This is a genomic window from Pseudomonas sp. TE36184 (genome assembly GCF_054060055.1).
Genome location: NZ_JBSSCU010000001.1, coordinates 1400324 through 1413393, shown reverse-complemented (window position 1 = coordinate 1413393; position 13070 = coordinate 1400324). Strand labels below are relative to the sequence as shown.

Below are 13070 nucleotides of genomic sequence, written 5' to 3'. Positions count from 1 at the left end.
ATTGCCTGATGCGCAATCCTATGCAGTTTGTAAGGCGGCTTAATTGATCTATGTAAGTATTTACCGAGCCCCGACGGTTCTAAACCGCTCGGTTGATCGCGAGCGAGCAGGCCGTTCACGCTGAGCGCCTTGTTCAGGCCGCCTTTCGGTTCACATCACCGCGCTTTGCGCCAACGAAGTGCGCCGAAGGCACCGTTAGAGTGCCCGCTCTTCAGGCTCTGGCCTGGGCTCAAGAGGGGAGACGTAAGTAGTTTCCGACGCTAGCCAGCTGAATGCATTCAGGCCAACGTAATGCCGGTTCGTGGGGACGGCGGCTGAAGGTAGCCGGTTGACGTTGGTTAACTCAATCTCATGGGAAGGCAACCGTTATGGCTTATACAACGATCAATCCATACAACGGCGAGTTGCTCGCACAATTCGATACGCTGACGGCTGAGCAACTGGAGCACAAACTGGCGGCTGCGGCGCAGTGCTATGCGACGTGGAAACACACAACGTATGCCCAGCGCGCCTCGATCATCGCGAAGGCCGGTGAATTGATGCATCAGCGCTTCGATGCCCTGGCCCGTAAGATCACGCTGGAAATGGGCAAGCGCATCGACGAGGCCCGAGGCGAAGTCAAATTCAGCGCCGATATTATGGCGTACTACGCCAAGAACGCGGAACGCTTCCTGGCCCCGCAAGCGCTGGAGCCGAGCCAAGGCGAGGCGCACATGGAAAGCAGTCCCATCGGCGTGATTTTCGGGGTCGAACCGTGGAACTTTCCGTTCTATCAGTTGGCTCGCGTGGCCGGTCCGCATTTGATGGCAGGCAACGTGCTGGTGATCAAGCATGCCGGTTGCGTGCCTCAATGCGCGATGGCCTTCGAGCAAATCCTGCTCGAAGCCGGCGCGCCTGCCGGGCTTTATACCAACTTGTCGATCTCCCATGAACAGTCCAGACAGGTGGTCGATGACCCGCGTGTTCGCGGGGTTGCACTGACCGGCAGTGTCGCCGCGGGCCGCAGCCTGGCGGCCTGGGCCGGGCAGAACCTGAAACCGTCTTCCATGGAGCTGGGCGGCAGCGACGCATTCATTGTGCTGGAAGACGCCGACCTGGAGCTGGCCGTCAAATGGGCGATCTGGGGGCGGATGTACAACTGCGGGCAGACCTGTTGCGCGGCAAAACGCTTCATTGTCGTGGATAAGGTCGCCGATGCCTTCCTGAAGGACTTTCAGGCCGGGCTCGCGGCGCTGAAACCCGGCGATCCCATGGACGAAGCGACGACCCTGGGCCCGCTGTCTTCGGAAGCGGCATTGGTGCAGTTGCTCGGGCAGGTTCGCACGGCGACCGATCACGGAGCGAAGGTTCTGCTCGGGGGCACACGTATCGATCGCCCCGGCGCCTTTATGACGCCGACCATTCTCACTGACATCGCCCCTGAAAACCCGGCGTTCCGGGATGAGTTCTTCGGCCCGGTGGCGCTGTTTTTCCGCGTCAAGGACGAAGACGCCGCGATCGCCCTGGCCAACGACTCCGACTTCGGCCTGGGCGGCTCGGTGTTCACACGTGACCTGGACAGGGGGCGTCGTGTGGCAAGTCGCGTCGAGACCGGGATGATGTTCATCAACAACATCAGTTGGAGCGATGCCGAGTTGCCCTTTGGCGGCATCAAGGACTCCGGCTATGGCCGCGAGTTGGGCGACATGGGTATCCAGCAGTTCGTGAATAAAAAACTGGTGCGTTACGTGTTGGCTCAGGCGCCGGTCTGAAGCCTTGTCCTGTTTACATTCCGGGTGCCCGGCCATGCGCGGGTGCCTTCAACGGAGCGCGCGATGTACGTCAATGTGGCTGTGCTGAAAGAAACCCACCCGCACGAACGACGTGTGGCCCTCGTGCCTGGCCTCTGCGCAAAGTTATGCGCGCTGGGGGCAAGGCTTCATATGCAGGCGGGGGCGGGTGAAGCGAGTTTTTTGCCGGACGCTGCTTATTCGGATGTGCTGTTCGTGTCCAGCGGCGGACAGTGGCTGCATGAGGCCGATGTGCTTCTCGCTGTGCAGGCGCCCTCGCTGGAAGTCGTAGGCAAGATGAAGCCCGGGTCGGTACTCCTGTGTTTTGTGTATGCGCAGAAGAATCCGGCCTTGGTGCAACGTTTACTGGAGCGCCAAATCACGTGTTTTGCCATGGAGCGCCTGCCGCGCATCACGCGGGCCCAGTCGATGGATGCACTGTCCAGTCAGTCGGCGTTGTCTGGGTACTATGCGGTCCAACTGGGCTCGGTGCAGATGTCTCGCATCCTGCCAAAAGTCACCACCGCGGCGGGTATCGTGGGGCCGGCGCGGGTATTGGTCCTGGGGTTGGGCGTGGCGGGGCTGGAGGCGATCGCGACTGCCCATCGCCTGGGCGCGGTGGTGGAGGGCTACGACGTGCGCCCGGAAACCGCGGAACAGGCGCGGTCCCTGGGGGCCGAGTTTGTCGATGTCGGGGTCGATGCGCGAGGCAAGGGCGGCTATGCACGGGAGCTGAGTGAGGCAGAGAAAACCCAAGTCGCTCAAGTGCTGACGGAGCATATCCAACAGGCGGACCTGGTCATTACCACGGCGGCAGTGCCGGGGCGGCCGTCTCCGCGGCTGATCAGTGCCGCACAGCTTGCCGGGATGAAACCTGGCGCGGTGATCGTCGATCTTGGCGCCGAAGGCGGCGGCAACTGCGAAGGCTGCGTGCCTGGACAGACCGTCACGATCGGTCGGGTAACCCTGATGGCGCCGTTGAATCTGCCCTCATCCTTGAGCCAGGACGCCAGCCTGCTGTATGCGAAAAATCAGTTCAACCTGTTGGCGCTGATGTTGAAGAACAACGTCATCAGCATCGATTGGGACGATCAGATTCTGGCGCAAACGGTACTCACCCACGCCGGCAAACTCATGCATTCGCTGAACCCGGCGGATGCCGCAACCCAGGAGAAGACCTCATGAACAGTGTTGGCTTCGTCGGGCTTTATATTTTCATGCTCGCCGCGTTCGCCGGCTGGGTCATCATCGGGCGGGTCCCGGCGATTCTGCACACGCCGTTGATGTCGGGCTCGAATTTTATCCATGGCATCGTGGTGATCGGAGGGCTTATCGGCCTGCTCGATGCGGCGAGCGTGGCCGAACAGGCGGCTGGTTTTGTCGCGGTGTTGCTGGGCGCGGGGAATGCCGCGGGCGGGTACGCCGTCACGGGCCGGATGCTGGCGATGTTCCAGACCAGCGCGCCGGAACCCAAGCGGCGCAAAGCTCATCACTCTGCCACCCGGAAGCCTGAAAAGGTTTGAGGTTTGATCATGCTGATTATGACGTCGCAGTGGCTGATAGGGCTGGTGTATTTCTTCGCCGCTTTTCTACTGATTTTCGGGTTGTGGCGCATGTCTTCGCCGGTCACGGCGGCCGGTGGCATCCATGTCGCCGGTTGGGGCATGGCGGCCGCCGTTATCGTGAGTTTTCTCTACGTATTTTCGGTGAGTGAGGCGGCCCGGCCACATTTGCCTGTCAACGTCAGCCTCGCGCTCGTCGCGCTGCTGCTGGGCGGTGGCGCAGCGTGGTGGAGCGGGCGCAAGGCGGCCATGACCGCCATGCCGCAGATGGTGGCGATATACAACGGCATGGGCGGGGGCGCCGCCGCTGCGATCGCCGCCATGGAGTTGTTCGGGGGCCGAGTGTTCGACCTTTCCGCATTGGCCGGCACCTTGTTCGGCGCGTTGATCGGTGCGATTTCGTTATCCGGCTCGTTGATTGCCTGGGCCAAGCTGGATGGCCGCATCAACAAGCCACTGCACATGAAAGGCCTGCAACTGATCAACGCCTTGCTGATGCTGGTGACGCTGTGCGTAGGCGCTTGGCTGATGGTGGTCATGCACGCCGAACACGGTTCGTTGAACGGCGTGCTGTGGTTGATTGGAGTGTTCTTCGGCTGCGCGCTGTTGTTCGGTGTGCTGATGACGTTGCCCATCGGCGGTGCCGACATGCCGGTGGTCATCTCCATCTACAATGCCTTCACCGGCCTGGCGGTCGGCCTGGAAGGGTTTGTGTTGCAGGTTCCGGCCATGATGATCGCCGGCATGCTGGTCGGCGCTGCGGGCGTGTTGCTCACATTGCTGATGGCCAAGGCCATGAATCGCACGGTCGCGCATGTGTTGTTTGCCCGATTTGGTGGCCAACCCGTGCGCAAAGGCGCGGCGATCGTGGGTGAGCTCAAGCCGACGGCGGCGAGTGATGCCGGCGTCGCCATGCGGTACGCCAATAAAGTCATCATCGTGCCCGGTTATGGCCTGGCCGTGGCGCAGGGCCAACAAAAGCTCTATGAGTTCGTGAAGTTGTTACAGGCCCACGGCGTGCTTGTGCGATTCGCGGTCCACCCGGTGGCGGGGCGTATGCCGGGACAAATGGACGTGCTGCTGGCAGAGGCCGGTGTGCTTTACGACCTGATCTTCCAGTTGGACGACATCAACACCGATTTCGCCGACACCGATGTGGTGTTGGTGATCGGGGCAAACGACGTGGTCAACCCCGCCGCGCGCAACGACAAAGCTTCGCCGATCTACGGCATGCCGATCCTGGATGTGGACAAGGCTCATCACGTGTACGTGGTCAAGCGCGGGGAGGGCAAGGGCTATGCTGGTATTCAGAACCAGCTGTTTTATGCGGAAAACTGCAACATGGTGTACGGCGATGCACAGGCCGTCCTGGTCAAGATGATCGAGGCGGTCAGAGGCTTGGGGTAGCCGAGCGGGGCGACGTCACCGCGCAGGCGGTGAGTGACTTCAGTAGCGATCGAGAGTGTGAAAAGCATGAACACGTTGAGTCCCGACCTCGATAACGGCGCGCGCCAGGCGGCCTTGCTGACGGTGCGCCAGATGGCGGAAGCCGACCGGCTTTCGGTGGTTGCCGGCGTGTCGTCTTTCGAGTTGATGAGCAATGCCGGCGCGGCGGTGGCACACGAAATCCAGCGGCGCTGGACACCCCGGCCGCTGCTCGTGCTCTGCGGGCCGGGCAACAATGGCGGCGATGGTTTTGTCTGCGCGTACCGGCTTGCGCAAGCAGGCTGGCCGGTGCGGGTGGCGATGTGGGGCAGTCGCGCCGCGCTGAAAGGCGAAGCCGGGCAACATGCACAGCGCTGGCCCGGCGAGGTGCAAGCCCTGAGCCCCGCGGTGCTTGAAGGGGCCGAGCTGATTGTCGACGCGGTGTTCGGCGCCGGTCTCGCCCGTGCGCTGGAGGGGCAGGTGTTGGACACCCTGGCTGCGGCTGGCCGTGGCACGGTGCCGATTGTCGCGGTCGACACGCCCAGCGGCGTGATGGGCGATAGCGGTGAGTCGTTGGGCGCGGTGGCGGCGGTGCTGACGGTGACGTTTTTTCGCAAAAAACCGGGGCATCTGCTGTTACCGGGGCGCGATCTGTGTGGCGAAGTGATTGTGGCCGATATTGGCACGCCCGAAGCGGTGCTCGACGCCATCGTCCCCCAGGCATTTGAGAATCACCCTGGGTTGTGGCTGCCCGATTTACCGCGAGCCGGTCTCGATACTGTCGCGGGGCACCCAGCGGTCGTTGCGGCGGATGCCACGCAGGTGCTGACCCTTCACGAGAGCGAATTTCGGCGGATGTTCGACTTCGTCGGCGACAAACTGACCCGCACTCGAGCCGCTGCCCAGCACGGCTCGGCTGTGGTTGTGCATCGCGGCAGTGACACGGTGATTGCCTGCCCCGATGGCCGCGCCGTGATCCATTGCAGTGTGCCCTCGGCCGCCACCGGCGAGCTGTTGGGCGGCATTATTCGGTGGCTGCGGACCCAGGGCATGCCGGCCTTTCCGGCTGCGGCAGCGGGCGTGTGGTTGCATGATGTGGCCGCTGCCGAATTCGGCCCGGGGTTACTGGCCAAAGACGTGCCGCATCTTTTACCTGGGTTATTGCGTCGACTGTACGGCTGATTGTCCGTGGACATGTCGGTGAGTGGTGTATTGCACGTCAAATGTCCGATTTGAAACGTGGATGGCCGTGCGTTTGATATTTATCAAGTACGCTTTGCCGGAAAAGCGCAGTTTACCCCCCCAGAGGCTTCAGGTCATCGTCGTGTATCCAACAGAGCAGGCCGGGCTTTTTTCGGTTTTAACCTGATAGGCGTTCTTGCCCAATCCATCGACCTGACGAACAATCAAAAAGAAAGATGAAGCCACTCTTGAAGTACCTTGCCCCTCGAAAAGGTTATATACGAAGGTATTCAACTAATGGCCTCTCACTGCGGTGTTGCAGTATCTGAGCTTCAATACAAAAAGTTTAACTTTACCGGCTATGAATTGGCCGGTGATCTGCGATTGCCGCGAGGCGCCGAAAGCCTGGTCGTTCTCGTCCATGCCAGTGGCGGCGGTCATTCGAACCCGCGTAACCATTTTATCGCGGAGTACCTGGCGCGCCACGGGATGGGCACCTTGGTGATCGACCTGCTGACAAGGACAGAGCAGCGCTGGGATAACCTGACCGGTGTGCTGCGTTTTGATATTGCATTGCTCGCCGATCGACTGGTCAAGGTCATCGACGCGATCACCCGAGACGCTGAATTACGCCGACTTGCCATGGGCTTGTTCGGTGCCAGTACGGGCGCCGCCGCCGTGCTGGTCGCCGCGGCTCACGTGGGCGGTGTGCGGGCGGTGGTCTGTCGAGGCGGGCGCACCGATCTGGCCGCCCAGGCGTTGTGCGAGGTCAAAGCGCCGACGTTGCAAGTGGTGGGCGCGGAAGACCCGATGATCCTGCGCTTGAATGTGCGGACCAGTCGGGCGTTGCACTGCACACAAAGCCTGGAGGTCGTCAAAGGCGCGACGCACCTTTTCAAAGAGCCGGGCACACTGGCGGACGTAGCCAGGCTGACCGGCGATTGGTTCGAAAAGTACCTGCACAAGGAACCTTTGCCCAGCGAGCCGCTGCCCGGAATCAATGGCAAGGTTTCATCTTCTTAGCGCGAGCCTGTACAACCCAACCCGTCATGGAGCGAACATGCATTTCTTAGCCTTGGCGGTCGACTATGACGGAACCATTGCCGAAAACGGCAATGTTCCCGCACACGTCTGTACAGCGCTTGCCAGCCTCAAGGCCAGCGGTCGCAAGTTGCTGTTGATTACCGGCAGGGAGTTGCAGGCGCTCAAGCATCATTTTACCCAGCTCGATCTGTTTGACCTGGTGGTCGTGGAGAATGGCGCGCTCCTGTACGACCCGCGCACTGACACCGAGGAACTCATCGCCGATTCGGCCTCCACCGAACTGGTCGAGCGCCTGCGCGACAAAGGGGTTTCATCCTTGTCCGTCGGCAGGTCCGTCATCGCCACCTGGCATCCGTTCGAGGACGCGGTGATCAGCTCGATTCGCGAGCTGGGCCTGGAGCTGCAGATGACGTTCAACAAGGACGCGATCATGGTCCTGCCGACGGGGGTGAACAAGGCATCGGGGCTGAGTGCCGCGTTGCTGAGGCTGGGCATCTGCGAACTGAACGTGGTCGGTGTGGGCGACGCCGAAAATGACCACGCGTTTCTCGCGATCTGCGGTTGTGCGGCGGCGGTGAACAACGCGATCGACTCAATCAAGGCCCGCGCGGACATCTGCCTGAGCCAGGATCACGGACGCGGGGTCTGCGAGCTGATAGACATGCTGCTGCAAAAGGACGCCGCGCTGGTGCCAGTCGAGCGTATCGGCGTGCAACTGGGGCGAACCGCCGATGCACGCAAGGTGTGGTTGCCGCCGGAATCGGTGCTGCTGGTGATCGGCAATTCAGGCTCCGGCAAGTCGAGCTACGTGACCTGGCTGACAGAACGCATGGTCGAGGCCCACCAGGGCTTCTGCATCATTGATCCGGAAGGCGACTATCTGTCGCTGGACGGTGCGGTCACGGTCGGTGGCCTGACCACTCCGCCGACAACCGAAGAATCGTTGCATCACCTGTTACAGGCGCGGCTTAACGTGGTGGTGAGCACCCTGGCCCTGGACCCGGCCGCCCGCGTGCAGCTGTTCGGCGAATTACTGCCGTTTATCCAGCAGCTACGCAGCAGCACCGGCCGCCCGTACTGGATGGTCGTGGACGAGGCCCACTACATGCTGCCCCATTGCGCCGCTTGGCCTCCGGGGTTTCTGGCGAATATGGGGGCGATCATCGTTGCCCTGGACTTCGATCAAGTCTGCCCGTCGCTGCTGGACGCGGTAGACGTACTGGTGACCCTGGGCAGCACCGCCCGCGAACTGGTCCAACGCTACGCCCAGCATACGCAGCGACGCTGCCCCGAATTCCCGGCGCGCTCATCCGCGCCCGACTATTTCTGTCTGTGGGACGTTCGTCATGGCGGCGACGTGGTGCTGATGGCGCAGCAGCAACCCGAGCAGAAACATCATCGCCACAGCGGCAAGTATGCGGTCGGGGATGTGGGCGCCTGGCATGCATTCTACTTTCCCAGCCTTGACCAGCGCGCCTCGAACCTTGCGGAGTTTTTGTCTTCGCTCGCGCGCCTGGACGATCCCGCGTTCCGCCAACACCGCGAGGCCGGGGACTTTTCCAACTGGTTTCGCGAGGTGATCCGCGACGACGTGCTGGCCAACGAAACCCGTCTGCTGGAAAACGATGCGTCTGTACCGCTCCGGGATGCCCAGGAACAGATCGCGCATCTGGTGCAATCGCGCTACCACTTGGAACCGCAGTGAATGGTCGGGCGGCGTGCGCGTCTACAGTTCCAGCTCGTGAACGATGCGATCAAAATCCCGGCCCAGATAGGCCGAGGTAAAACCCAATTGCTTGTACAAGCCATGAATCGGGTAATCGGTCGACAGGTCCGTCGAGCACATTTTGTGAAACCCCTCACGCTTGGCGGCATCGATCAGATGCCCCAGCAATAAACGGCCCAGGCCCTTGCGCAGCCACGGGTCGGCGACGGCGACCGCGCAATCGCACTGTTCGTCCTGATCGGTGGCACGCCGGTAGCGGCTGACACCGATTACCTGCAACTCGCCGTCATGGTGGACCAAGGCCAGGTAGCCGCGGCTGATCTGCGCCGACTCGCTCAGCAGTGTATCGATTGCGCTCGCATCGACATGGGTCACCGCGCCCAAAAACCGGAACCGCAGTGACAGCGGCGACAACCGCTGGAAAAAATGCAGCAGGCCCAGGTGATCGTGCGTCGACAACGGACGGATAAGCACATGCGTTCCGTCGTGCAGTTTTTCCAGCCAATGCTCGGCGGACGAGGCTTTATCCATCTCGGCAATCAGAGCAGCGGTGTGTTGATTAGCTAGCATGGGGGGCTCCAGCGCACAGTGGGGTCGAAGAACGGCCCTGTTCACACTGAGGGGGATGCGCGGCAGGCGTATTGATCAAGGTCAGAAAGCGTGATGGGGACTAACAGACCGTCCAGGGGCAGGTTGACCTGGATCAAACGGCCCCGCCCAGACCGCGCCAGAATCGGAATCTCTGCTGATTCGCTCAGGGGCACGGCATGCCTGTCAAACCGCCCACTGCTGGTTTCATCGATCCGGCTGTACCTGAAGAGGAACAGCATTACAGCCGTTCCGCGCTGTGGCTGACGTGGCTGCTCGGCGCCGCGATGTTTGCGACAGTGGTCGGCGTGGCGCTGCAATTCACCGACGTCGAATCCTTCACACGCTTGCTGACCCAGGCAGAGCCGCTGTGGCTGGTCGGCGCCCTGGCGTTGCAAGTCCTGACGTATATGGCGCAAGGGCAGGTCTTTCGGGTGGTGCTCAGGGCCGGGACGCAGCCGCTTTCACTCTGGGAGGCAGGCAAACTCAGCGTGATGAAGCTGTTTGTCGATCAGGCCCTGCCGTCCTCCGGCATCAGCGGCGCCTTTGCGGTCGTGGCCTCCTTCGTCCGCCTCGGGTTCGCAAAACCGCTGGTGCTGGCGAGCCTGGTGCTGGATTTGTCCGGGTATTTCCTGGCCTATGCAGTGTCGGTCGGCGTGGCGTTACCGGTGGTGATCTTCCAGGGCCATGCCACGCCTGCGGTGGTGACGGCGTGCCTGGTGTTCGTTGCCGTCAGCCTGTTGCTGGCAGTGGTCACGCCAAGGCTGGCCGGCAATCGGCGCCTGGTCGCGCATTTGCCGGGGCGACATTTTCCGATTGTCGCCAGAATTGCGTCATTGCTCACCGGGGCCGACAAGCAACTGGTACGCAGCCAAGGGTTACTCTGGCGGATTACCTTGCTGGAATTGGTGATCATTGTGCTCGACAGCGCCACATTGTGGGTGCTGGTGCGCGCGCTGGGTGTGTCCGCGCCGCCGTTGGGGCTGTTTGCCGGTTTTATGCTGGCCAGCGTGCTGCGCAGTATCGGCATTGTGCCGGGCGGGCTCGGCGCCTTTGAAGCGGCGGCGGTGGTCACGCTGCATTGGGTGGGGGTGAACATTGCGGTGGCGCTTTCCGCCACGTTGTTATTCCGCGGGCTGACGTTCTGGTTGCCGATGCTGCCCGGCCTCTGGTTGGCCCATCGTGAATGGCGATCCAACGTCAAGCCGCCCACCCGCGTGGCAACCGGCGATTATTGGAGCCCGCCAGTCAGCCAGGTGTTCAGCAGCCTGCACAGCACGCCGCAGGGCTTGAGCGAGGCCGACGCCAACGCGCGGGTGCGCAGCGCGCCGGCCACGCCCAAAGACCGACCGCGCGGCCTGGCCCGGTTGGTGCTGGAGCAAATGCGGACGCCCTTGGTGCTGATCCTGATCGTGGGTGCGCTGGTCGCCGTGGTGGTGGGGGATTGGCTGGATGCGGCGATTGTCGGCTGCATCGTGCTGATCAGCGCGGTTCTCAGCGCCTGGTATGAAAATCGCGCCAGTACGGCGGTGGAGCAACTGCGCAGCAAGATCGCGCTGCGCGCCACGGTGCGGCGCGACGGCAAGGCCGTGGACATCGCCGCCAGCGAGGTGGTGCCGGGGGATATCCTGATACTCAGCGCCGGCAGCCTGATCGCGGCCGATGGTCGGATCCTGCAGGCGCTCGATTGCTTCATCGGTGAAGGCCTGCTGACCGGTGAAACCTTCCCGGTGGAAAAATTGCCGGGCGACTGCGCCGCCGATGCCACGCTCGGGCAGCGGCATAATTGCGTGTTCATGGGCACCTCGGTGCGCAGCGGCACCGCCGAGGTGCTGGTCACGCGCTACGCCTCGGACAGTGAGATCGGGCGCATTGCCAAGACCCTGACGCTGCGCCCGCCCGAGACGGAGTTCGAGCGCGGCCTGCGTCGCTTCGGCAGCTTGCTGTTGCGGGTGATGCTGGTGATCACGATCGTGGTGTTCGGCATCAATATCCTGCTGCATCGTCCCGCGCTCGACACCCTGTTGTTTGCCATCGCGTTGTCCATCGGGCTGTCGCCGGAACTGTTGCCGGCGATCCTGAGCATCACGCTGGCCAAAGGCGCGCAACGCATGGCCGCCAAAGGGGTCATCGTGCGTCACCTCAATGCGATTGAAAACCTCGGGGCGATGGACATCCTGTGTACCGACAAGACCGGTACGCTGACCCGCGGCGTCGTCGTGCTGGACGGCGCCATGGATCTGGCGGGCAATGCCGATGCCACGATCCTGCAACTGGCGGTGTTCAACTCCAGCCTGCAGACCGGCATGCGCAACGCCATGGACGATGCGATCACCCTGGCCGGCAAAACCCTGGCGCCATGCCCCGGCGCGAGCAAGCTCGATGAAGTGCCGTATGACTTCGTGCGCAAGCGCCTGAGCGTGGTGGTCGCGAATGCGCCTGAGGCCGCCCGGCTGATGGTGACCAAGGGGGCGCTGGACAATGTGCTCGAGGTTTGCACACAGGTGCGCCGCGGCGAACAGTTGCTGGCGCTGAGCGATACCGAGCGGGCCGCCATCGCTCAGCGTTTCGCCGACTGGAGCGAGCAGGGCTTCAGGGTTTTGGGCCTGGCCACGCGGGTCTTGCCGGACCAGCCGCACTACGGCCGGGATGAAGAAAAGGCCATGACCTTCCGCGGTTTTCTGTTGTTCTTCGACCCGCCGGAGCCGGGGGTGAAAGACACCCTCGCCAACCTTGAGCGCCTGGGTGTGCAAGTCAAGATCATCAGTGGCGACAGCCATCTGGTCGCCCGCCATGTCGGCATGGCCGTGGGCCTGCCCGTAGAGCGCATCATCACCGGCGCCGAGCTGGCGGCCATGAAAGACGAAGCGTTGATGCACCTGGCGCCACTGACGACGCTCTTTGCCGAGGTCGACCCCAACCAGAAAGAACGCATCATCCGCGCCCTGCAGAAGACCGGGCACGTTGTCGGCTATATGGGCGATGGCATCAACGATGCCCCGGCGCTGCAAGTCGCCGATATCGGGATCTCGGTGGATAACGCCGCCGACGTGGCCAAACAGGCCGCCGACTTCGTGTTGCTGGAGCACAACCTCGACGTGTTGCGCGAAGGCATCGAAGAGGGCCGGCATACCTTTGCCAATACCTTGAAGTACATTTCCATCGTCTCCAGCGCCAATTTCGGCAACATGATCAGCATGGCCCTGGCTTCGTTGGTATTGCCGTTCCTGCCGATGCTGGCCAAGCAGATACTGCTCAACAACTTCCTGTCCGATATCCCCTCCATGGGGATCGCCAGCGACAACGTCGACCGCGAATGGGAAAACACCCCGCACCGCTGGAATATCAGGGAAATCCGCAACTTCATGGTGGTGTTCGGGCTGGTCAGTTCGCTGTTCGATGTGCTCACGTTCGCGGCCCTGTACCTGCTGGCGGAAAAGGGCCCGGAAGTGTTTCGCAGCGGCTGGTTCGTCGAATCGTTGCTGACCCAACTGCTGACAATCTTCATCGTGCGAACCTACCGCCCGTTCTACCAAAGCCGCCCGGCCACACTGCTGTTGCTCAGCGCCGCGGCCATCGGCCTGCTGGCCGTCGGGCTACCTTACAGCCCGATCGCGTCCTGGTTCGGCCTGGTGCCCTTGCCACTGCCGATCCTGCTGACAGTGCTGGCAATCAGCCTGGCCTACATGGGCGCGGCGGAATGGGTCAAGCGGCTCTTTTACCGTCGCCAGCGGTTGAGCCGCGCTCGCGCTGCGCCGTAGCGTGGCGTGAGGG

10 protein-coding genes are annotated in these 13070 nt (G+C 62.4%); 9 read left to right on the top strand and 1 reads right to left on the bottom strand.

Annotated elements, in window-relative coordinates:
- Positions 1-368 precede the first annotated feature (368 nt).
- The 8 genes from ACVWZP_RS06220 to ACVWZP_RS06185 all read left to right on the top strand — a co-directional run bounded on the left by ACVWZP_RS06220 (position 369) and on the right by ACVWZP_RS06185 (position 8687).
- The gene (locus ACVWZP_RS06220; protein ID WP_128191458.1) at positions 369-1751 is read left to right on the top strand and encodes an NAD-dependent succinate-semialdehyde dehydrogenase; all 1383 of its coding nucleotides are present in this window, start codon (positions 369-371) and stop codon (positions 1749-1751) included.
- A gap of 63 nt (positions 1752-1814) precedes the next feature.
- Positions 1815-2954: an NAD(P) transhydrogenase subunit alpha gene (locus ACVWZP_RS06215; protein WP_017845765.1), complete on the top strand. Its 1140-nt coding sequence runs from the start codon at positions 1815-1817 to the stop codon at positions 2952-2954.
- Positions 2951-3292: an NAD(P) transhydrogenase subunit alpha gene (locus ACVWZP_RS06210; RefSeq protein ID WP_017845766.1), complete on the top strand. Its 342-nt coding sequence runs from the start codon at positions 2951-2953 to the stop codon at positions 3290-3292. The genes ACVWZP_RS06215 and ACVWZP_RS06210 overlap by 4 nt, the downstream gene beginning before the upstream one ends.
- 9 nt (positions 3293-3301) lie before the next feature.
- Complete coding sequence (locus ACVWZP_RS06205; RefSeq protein WP_457369564.1) at positions 3302-4738, top strand: NAD(P)(+) transhydrogenase (Re/Si-specific) subunit beta; 1437 nt, start codon at positions 3302-3304, stop codon at positions 4736-4738.
- Positions 4739-4804: 66 nt separating this feature from the next.
- Positions 4805-5938 (top strand): NAD(P)H-hydrate epimerase, encoded by a 1134-nt coding sequence (locus ACVWZP_RS06200; RefSeq protein ID WP_457369563.1) that lies wholly within the window; start codon positions 4805-4807, stop codon positions 5936-5938.
- Positions 5939-5995: 57 nt separating this feature from the next.
- Entirely contained in the window at positions 5996-6178 is a 183-nt protein-coding gene (locus ACVWZP_RS06195) for a hypothetical protein (protein WP_457369562.1), read from the top strand.
- 57 nt (positions 6179-6235) lie between these two features.
- A complete protein-coding gene (locus ACVWZP_RS06190) occupies positions 6236-6961 on the top strand; it encodes a dienelactone hydrolase family protein (protein WP_017845769.1) in 726 nt (241 codons plus the stop codon).
- Positions 6962-6998: 37 nt separating this feature from the next.
- Positions 6999-8687 (top strand): HAD family hydrolase, encoded by a 1689-nt coding sequence (locus tag ACVWZP_RS06185; RefSeq protein ID WP_201022234.1) that lies wholly within the window; start codon positions 6999-7001, stop codon positions 8685-8687.
- 21 nt (positions 8688-8708) lie between these two features.
- On the opposite strand, the gene ACVWZP_RS06180 is transcribed toward ACVWZP_RS06185, so the two are convergent.
- Complete coding sequence (locus tag ACVWZP_RS06180) at positions 8709-9278, bottom strand: GNAT family N-acetyltransferase (RefSeq protein WP_457369561.1); 570 nt, start codon at positions 9276-9278, stop codon at positions 8709-8711.
- 197 nt (positions 9279-9475) lie between these two features.
- Between ACVWZP_RS06180 and mgtA the strand changes: the two genes are divergently transcribed.
- Positions 9476-13057 carry a magnesium-translocating P-type ATPase gene (gene mgtA / locus ACVWZP_RS06175; protein ID WP_457369560.1) on the top strand — a complete coding sequence of 1194 codons (3582 nt, stop codon included), beginning with the start codon at positions 9476-9478 and terminating at the stop codon, positions 13055-13057.
- Positions 13058-13070: the final 13 nt, after the last annotated feature.

Excerpts from the sequence above, each read along its gene's own strand:
- ACVWZP_RS06220 (WP_128191458.1), top strand. The coding sequence starts at position 369 with ATGGCTTATACAACGATCAATCCATACAACGGCGAGTTGCTCGCACAA.
- ACVWZP_RS06215 (WP_017845765.1), top strand. The coding sequence starts at position 1,815 with ATGTACGTCAATGTGGCTGTGCTGAAAGAAACCCACCCGCACGAACGA.
- ACVWZP_RS06210 (WP_017845766.1), top strand. The coding sequence starts at position 2,951 with ATGAACAGTGTTGGCTTCGTCGGGCTTTATATTTTCATGCTCGCCGCG.
- ACVWZP_RS06205 (WP_457369564.1), top strand. The coding sequence starts at position 3,302 with ATGCTGATTATGACGTCGCAGTGGCTGATAGGGCTGGTGTATTTCTTC.
- ACVWZP_RS06200 (WP_457369563.1), top strand. The coding sequence starts at position 4,805 with ATGAACACGTTGAGTCCCGACCTCGATAACGGCGCGCGCCAGGCGGCC.
- ACVWZP_RS06190 (WP_017845769.1), top strand. The coding sequence starts at position 6,236 with ATGGCCTCTCACTGCGGTGTTGCAGTATCTGAGCTTCAATACAAAAAG.
- ACVWZP_RS06185 (WP_201022234.1), top strand. The coding sequence starts at position 6,999 with ATGCATTTCTTAGCCTTGGCGGTCGACTATGACGGAACCATTGCCGAA.
- ACVWZP_RS06180 (WP_457369561.1), bottom strand. The coding sequence starts at position 9,278 with ATGCTAGCTAATCAACACACCGCTGCTCTGATTGCCGAGATGGATAAA.
- mgtA (WP_457369560.1), top strand. The coding sequence starts at position 9,476 with ATGCCTGTCAAACCGCCCACTGCTGGTTTCATCGATCCGGCTGTACCT.